Raw genomic sequence first — 6707 nt, forward strand, 5'->3', positions numbered from 1 at the left:
GAGCCTTGGATCATAACAACGAATGTTGCGCTCGTTGCGGTTTTAATCAAGAGCGCTGTAACAAAAAGAGAGTTTTATCATATAGATCAAACTCTTCAGTTTAAATCGTTTTGTTAACCCGAAGGCTAACGACTCAATTTCACAATTAAACGTACATGAAGCTCATGTTAAATGAATTTCGGGTATGTTCGCTTGATCAATCAAGCATCTTAAAGTATTTCTGAACACTCTCTTAGAGAGAGGCCAGTTAACCGATGCAATCGCACAAGCGCCCACACGAATTGTCTGATATCTTGTTAAAGAATTTCACCACCCTTATCAGAAAATATCTCTAAATATTACCGTTCCACTTCCCTTTAATATGTTTAATTGATCTGGATCATTCCGCATCTCATCTTTGATTTTTTAAAGTTATTACATAAACTCCATTTCGATTAATAGCAGTACGAGAAAAAGTCATCCATGAGTGTAACTGAAGCTTCTCCAATACCGGAGGTGAAACCTGGTGATTCCAAGTTGATGAATCGCTTCCTGAACGCGGTTGAAAAGGCAGGTAACAAACTGCCGGATCCGACACTTCTATTCCTTTATGGCATGGTCATTGTCTGGGTTCTGTCTGCCTTGATGTCCCAGATGAGTCTGGACATGGTGCATCCGGCAACCGGTGAAACTGTGGCAGTTAAAAACCTGCTAACCGGCTCTGCTCTTGCAGCCTTTCTTGCCAGTATGGTTAAGAATTTTGCTGGCTTTGCACCCATGGGCATCGTACTTATTGCCATGCTGGGTATCGGTGTGGCTGAAAAATCCGGTTTCATCAATACCGGTCTTAAGAAGATGCTGGGTGTAACCCCGGCAAAACTGTTAACCCCAATGCTGATCCTGGTTGCCATTGTCAGCCATACAGCAGCGGATGCTGGTTATGTTCTGGTTATTCCTCTGGGTGGTATTATTTTTCACGCTGCGGGACGTCACCCTTTAGCGGGTATCGCTGCGGCATTTGCCGGTGTATCCGGTGGTTTCTCCGCCAACTTTATCCCATCCGGTATTGATCCACTACTGCAGGGCTTTACTCAGTCGGCTGCACAGATTCTTGATCCGTCTTTCCAGATGAACCCACTGGCCAACCTGTTCTTCACCGGTGCTTCCAGTATTGTCATCGTCGCTATTGGCTGGTATGTGACTGACAAAATTGTTGAGCCACATCTGCAGGGAACGACCACTCTGGATGAAGATGCGGAGAAAGCACCAGACCTGAGTTCCTTTACTCCAGAAGAAAGTAAAGCGTTCAATGCCGCTGGTCTGGCTATGCTGGCCGGTATCGCATTGCTGGTTGCTGCCGTTATTCCTGAGACTTCGCCACTGCGCTCGCCGACCGGTGAAATCACAGCATTCTCCGCACCTTTGATGCAATCTATCGTGCCGCTGATTTTTATCCTGTTTATCATTCCGGGTATTGTCTACGGTAAAGTTTCTGGCACTTTCAAGACCTCTAAAGACACCGTTGTTGCCATGAACAGCACCATGTCCACCATGGGCTCTTATCTGGTAATGTCTTTCTTCTGTGCGCAGTTTTTGTACGCGTTCTCCCAGTCTAACCTGGGTACTGTACTGGCCCTGAGCGGTGCGGAAGTTCTGCAGGCCATGAACCTGCCAGGGGAAATTACGGTTATTGGTATGATCCTGCTGACCGCCACCGTTAACCTGATCATTGGCTCTTCTTCTGCCAAATGGGCACTGATTGGTCCAATCCTGGTACCCATGCTGATGGCAGTGGGTATCTCGCCAGAACTGTCTCAGGCGGCTTACCGGGTTGGTGACTCGGTTTCTAACATCATTTCTCCGCTGATGGTTTACTTCCCTCTGGTGGTGGTTTACTGCCAGCGTTATGTGAAGAACTCAGGTATCGGCTCTCTGGCTTCCATGATGATGCCATACTCCATCAGCATGCTGATCGGCTGGACTATCTTCCTGCTGGCCTACTGGGCGCTTGGCCTGCCACTGGGTATTCAGGCTTCTTACACATACCCGGCCATGTAATACCCATCTCACTCTTTAAGGGGCTCAGGCCCCTTTTTTTATAACCATTTTTCACCTCTCCCCGGTAAGGGAACTTATTTCATCAAAAAGAGTCTATCTTTTTAGAAAACCTTTGGACTTAAGCGTCCGTAGCGAGGATTGCGAGAAATTTTCAGACCAATTTATCGCAACCGCATCAGGACAGTCTTAAGTCCAACAGTCTTGTGGCAAACCATGCTTGAGAGGACTCCTGATTGTGTTCAATCTGATGAAAATCATTGATGGAATGACACCCATCAGCTGGATGATTGCAGCTATCTGCCTGCTTTCATGGATTGCTATTATCCACTATTCCGGCAAAGTGACAGAGAAGCGTTGGGGAGATAGAGAATCCGGAGCCCTGGTTGGTTTTTTTCTGCCCGGCTTTGTCTTTATGGCAATGCTTTATCTTATCTAAAGCTATCAGTGTTGATGGCTTCGCCTCTCAAACTGTCTGAACAGTGAGTACCGGCAGGATACCGACCGGTCGGCATCAATACCCAACCCACCGTTCTTCCAGGAGCTGTTAAAAAAGGCGTAATCACATGACTATTCGTGATTGAATGAGGTTTATTTTTTTCGGGTTACAATAAACTCAACAATATCCCGGAGCGTTTTAGACTGCCTCAGTAATGCAGAATAATCTTGTCGGATATCCTTGGCCATTTTATTCATGCGGGCTTTTGCGTTATCAATACCAAGGATATCAACACTGGTTTTCAGACCATTTTTTGCGTCAATCCCGGTATCTTTTCCAAGCTGCCCGGGGGTGCTGGTACAATCAAGAATATCATCAACCACCTGGTATAAGATTCCCAGCCTGCGGGAGAAATCCTGCAAACCCTGAATAGTTGATTCGTCAGCTTGAGCCAGCATCGCCACAGGAACAATGCTGAGATCAATGGCGGTGCCGGTTTTCAACGCGGCAATTTCATCCAGCTGCTGAAGGTATTCAGCATCGTTCATTGCCTGGTTTGGATTTTTGGACAATTCAAGATCATGTGCCTGCCCCTGATTTAACCGTCTCGACTTGTTGGCAATGTAATACACGACTTTATTGACAATATCAGCATCAAACCCTTGTAAAACCAACCCATTGGCGCAGACTTCTATCGCAGACATAATAAGCTCAATGGCAGCCAGTTGGGCATTCCACTCCGGGTATTGTTTGTGGGCGGTCGGTTTTCCCCGTCGGGTATTGGCGTCATCCTGGGCTGGCAGGTCGTCAAGAATCAAGGATGCTGTGTGCAACCGTTCAATCGTTGCCGCCAGTGGCATAGCCCTGGCGGGTTCGATCTTATAGATACTCGCCATAACCATTACAAGGATTGGTCGCAAACGTTTGCCGCCTGCGTTCAAACTGTAATTGGCAGTATCCACGAGCGGATTGTGGCCCGGATTGGATAACAGCACTTCCTCGTTGACCGGGTCTATAACATCCATATGAAAAGTGGCCAGATCCCGATTACGAGGATGCCATTTCTCACACACCCTCTGCACATTGGCAAAAATTGAATAGTGAGAACGGGAGGCACCGCTGGCCATACTTTTCTCGGAAATCTGGCAGAGGTACTCGAAATAATCCTGATTCCAGTTCTCCTCCAAATGGTAAAGATCGTAAAGTAAATTTAAAGTCTCTGCACAATTAGCCACTGGACGATAGACTGCCTCACCCAAGGCAGACATCTTATAAGGATTATCCTTAAAGCGCTCGGCCAAATAGCTGATCACCGATAAATAGGTCTCTATGGGATTAATATGACACTGCCCAGCCAGAGTGAATAGGGTGGCTACACCTTCATCCCGATCTTTTCTGCAATCATGAAAGTCATCGCTAATTTGCCCGAGCAATCCCGACTCCATAAACTCTCGCAGATTTTCTTCACGATAAGGTTGCCCTCCCAGTAAATAACCCGATAAATAAGTAGCTCCCCCTTTAATGGCCATACTGATCAAAATATCCCTGAGTGTAAGGCCGGTAATCTGCTCCAGTTTGTCATCACGTATCTGGCCCTCTAAAAGCATTAGCAGGGCTGTCTGGACAGGCCTTCGCTCCTCTGGCGGCAAAGCGTCGACGTGTTTATATAACTCAAGTGCGATTTTTCCAAATGCCATTTTACCCAAAGGTGTGGCATTTCTATCCATTGAATTACCTGATAATAAGTTTCGTATAAATTCAAATACTTCTTTTTTTTGGCCCTCGGAATACATCTGACCAGGATTATTTTTAATATCCAAAAGGCCATCAACGATGGCGTAGGCCATACCTAGCAGCAGGCCTTTCTGTGCTGCCTTGAAAAAGCGCTCAACGATGGCTTCACTGCTGGTATCTTGGGGTATATCCCACAAACTATTAATTGCCACACCAAATGTTGTACGCACAATCTGGTTGGCAGCCCCTTGACTGATGATGCCTTCAGGCATGGCGCATAGTGTTTTTTTCAGGTTAAACCGCAACCATGCTTTTTGATCAATGGATAGTACAAGTAATTTTTCATCATCACCTGTTTGAAAAATCTTTAGACTTTCGAAACCGTGAGATGATAACCCCTTCATCATTAAATAAACACGTTTAATGAATAATGCTGTAGTTTTATCAGTTGGATCAGGGTTTTTCCCACCAAGGAATTTAAAGATGAAATCATTAAGTGCATTTTGGTTTGCCTGTTTTTTATAAGCCTGAAAATTACGGACATGCCTGGCGTTAAAGTTACCCTTCTGGAGCTGCTTAATTGCTTGCGTGGTTAACTTATCATCCGGCATATTGACAGAATTCACCGCCGATTTTACCAACGCAAAAATTCAAATTTTCGCCAGTATGATCAGCTACGATTTTATCAACCACATCTCTCGCTGCCTTTTCATACCGTTCATAAAGTTTCTCTGAATCCAGTAACTCGCCATGCTCCTTTAGGTCACTCGACGGGATTGCTTCAAATTTTTTTTCAACATATTCCTCATATTGGGTTTCCAGTAGAGCGAAATCATCAGTATCTTTGAATAAGGTTTTAGCTCTTGCCAATATCTCAGGATTGATATCATCTCTGATTATAAAATCCAATATTGGCCCCATAAGAAGTCCACGAAATAATCCAGACTTGGTATCAAAATGACTCATATCTTTGGATATGGAGTTAAAGATCTCTTCAATCTGATGTTTTACTCCAAAGTTAGATATTCCAAACTTTCTGGATATTTTTTCAGACTTTGATAACAAATGAGACTTAATATCCCTGTAGCGTAAACGCTTATATAAAGGAGCCTTTTCCCACTGCGAGAATTTATTGGAAATATACTCACAGACTTCATTCTTTTCTTCATTAGTTAAAGTGGGCGGCAGATAAGATGCTTCAGGAATTACACTTTTGCCAACACAAGAGATCATAAATAAACGTTATCCGTTTTAATCAGTAATCGTAATATTATTCCACCCCCCCACCAAGAATGTCATAACCATTTGATTTATAATAAAGATTTATTCAAATATGGTTAGCCTGATTTCAACTCGTTTAGAATCAAAATGTTATCAAGGGATGTTAGGAAGCAGTTTATCAAAGCCATTTACCGCAACAACTAACAATACGGTTAGACATACTAACATTCTGATGTTCAGTATGGCTGCAGTTCAGCATTTTTCAGGAAAATTATCTGCACAGGTCCCTGAGCAACGCTATTGAATAAAACCTAACACTTGATCACTCACAAAAAACAACAACTAAGGATTGCATTTTACTCTATACATGCGGATATTCGCATATTCAGATATTTGAGCGGTTTTTATGCTACCTCACGAGTTCTTTAAAATGATGGCGGATGAAATCCGTCTCCGCTGCCTGCTGCTAATAGCCCGGCAAGGTGAGCTGTGTGTCTGTGAACTGTTGTCTGCTCTTGATGAGCCACAGCCCAAAATATCCCGACATCTGGCACAAATGCGAAATCACGGTTTGTTAAAAACCCGTCGTAAAGATCAATGGATTTTCTATTCAATAGCAGAAGACCTGCCCGGCTGGATGAACAAAATTGTTGATGGTCTTCGCCACTCAAACTGTCTGAAAAGTCAGTACCAACGGGATACCGACCGGCTGGAATCAATGCCTGACCGCCCTATTAAGGAGTAAGACAATGACGATCAAAGTAGGTATTAATGGCTTCGGCCGTATTGGCAGACTTACCCTCAGAGCAGCCTGGCACTGGCCGGACATTTAGTTCGTCAGAATTAATGACCTGGCCGAAAACCTTGGCATTACCCGCGGTACTATCACCACCGTGCATGACCTGACCAATACCCAGACGATTCTGGACGCCCCCCATAAGGATCTGAGAAGTTAATCAGCTGTTGAAATCAGCCGCCGAGGGTTCACTGGAGGCATCCTCGGTTATGAAGAGAGGCCCCTGGTTTCCATCGATTACCGTGGTGACCAGCGTTCTTCAATTATTGATGCACTGTCCACCATGGTGGTTAACCAGCGCATGGTGAAAATTTATGTCTGGTACGATAATAAGATGGACTACGACTGTCGTACGGAAGAGCTGGTGCTCAAGGTTGGCAGAGAGAATTCCTGATGGCTAAGACTACCCACGCTGAAAACAGCAGGCTGTTCCGGCAACAACAGATAAGAAATTACGCGCTTATCACCTTCAACTACTGGAAC

At 44.7% G+C, this 6707-nt stretch carries 6 protein-coding genes and 1 pseudogene; 4 read left to right on the forward strand and 3 right to left on the reverse strand.

Going from position 1 to position 6707, the window contains the following annotated elements:
• The first annotated feature begins 462 nt into the window (after window positions 1–462).
• Both KDK15_RS16115 and KDK15_RS16120 read left to right on the forward strand, forming a co-directional pair.
• On the forward strand, window positions 463–2037 hold the full coding sequence (locus tag KDK15_RS16115) for an AbgT family transporter (RefSeq protein WP_257296410.1): 1575 nt from the start codon (window positions 463–465) through the stop codon (window positions 2035–2037).
• A 235-nt stretch (window positions 2038–2272) separates the two neighbouring features.
• The gene (locus tag KDK15_RS16120; RefSeq protein WP_257296411.1) at window positions 2273–2473 is read left to right on the forward strand and encodes a hypothetical protein; all 201 of its coding nucleotides are present in this window, start codon (window positions 2273–2275) and stop codon (window positions 2471–2473) included.
• Between the two features lie 152 nt (window positions 2474–2625).
• On the opposite strand, the gene KDK15_RS16125 is transcribed toward KDK15_RS16120, so the two are convergent.
• Window positions 2626–4833: a polyprenyl synthetase family protein gene (locus KDK15_RS16125; RefSeq protein WP_257296412.1), complete on the reverse strand. Its 2208-nt coding sequence runs from the start codon at window positions 4831–4833 to the stop codon at window positions 2626–2628.
• Window positions 4808–5440: a hypothetical protein gene (locus KDK15_RS16130; protein WP_257296413.1), complete on the reverse strand. Its 633-nt coding sequence runs from the start codon at window positions 5438–5440 to the stop codon at window positions 4808–4810. The genes KDK15_RS16125 and KDK15_RS16130 overlap by 26 nt, the downstream gene beginning before the upstream one ends.
• A gap of 394 nt (window positions 5441–5834) precedes the next feature.
• On the opposite strand from KDK15_RS16130, the gene KDK15_RS16135 reads away from it, so the two are divergent.
• Entirely contained in the window at window positions 5835–6173 is a 339-nt protein-coding gene (locus tag KDK15_RS16135) for a metalloregulator ArsR/SmtB family transcription factor (protein ID WP_257296414.1), read from the forward strand.
• On the opposite strand, the gene KDK15_RS16140 is transcribed toward KDK15_RS16135, so the two are convergent.
• The gene (locus KDK15_RS16140) at window positions 6163–6366 is read right to left on the reverse strand and encodes a hypothetical protein (protein WP_257296415.1); all 204 of its coding nucleotides are present in this window, start codon (window positions 6364–6366) and stop codon (window positions 6163–6165) included. The genes KDK15_RS16135 and KDK15_RS16140 overlap by 11 nt on opposite strands.
• Between KDK15_RS16140 and KDK15_RS16145 the strand changes: the two are divergent.
• Window positions 6286–6618 (forward strand): annotated as a pseudogene (locus tag KDK15_RS16145) (type I glyceraldehyde-3-phosphate dehydrogenase); the annotation flags it as partial. The gene KDK15_RS16140 and the pseudogene KDK15_RS16145 overlap by 81 nt on opposite strands.
• Window positions 6619–6707 lie beyond the last annotated feature (89 nt).

The sequence above is a fragment of the Endozoicomonas sp. YOMI1 genome (genome assembly GCF_024606345.1).
Classification (GTDB): Bacteria; Pseudomonadota; Gammaproteobacteria; order Pseudomonadales; family Endozoicomonadaceae; genus Endozoicomonas.

Excerpts from the sequence above, each read along its gene's own strand:
- KDK15_RS16115 (WP_257296410.1), top strand. The coding sequence starts at position 463 with ATGAGTGTAACTGAAGCTTCTCCAATACCGGAGGTGAAACCTGGTGAT.
- KDK15_RS16130 (WP_257296413.1), bottom strand. The coding sequence starts at position 5,440 with ATGATCTCTTGTGTTGGCAAAAGTGTAATTCCTGAAGCATCTTATCTG.
- KDK15_RS16135 (WP_257296414.1), top strand. The coding sequence starts at position 5,835 with ATGCTACCTCACGAGTTCTTTAAAATGATGGCGGATGAAATCCGTCTC.
- KDK15_RS16140 (WP_257296415.1), bottom strand. The coding sequence starts at position 6,366 with ATGGGGGGCGTCCAGAATCGTCTGGGTATTGGTCAGGTCATGCACGGT.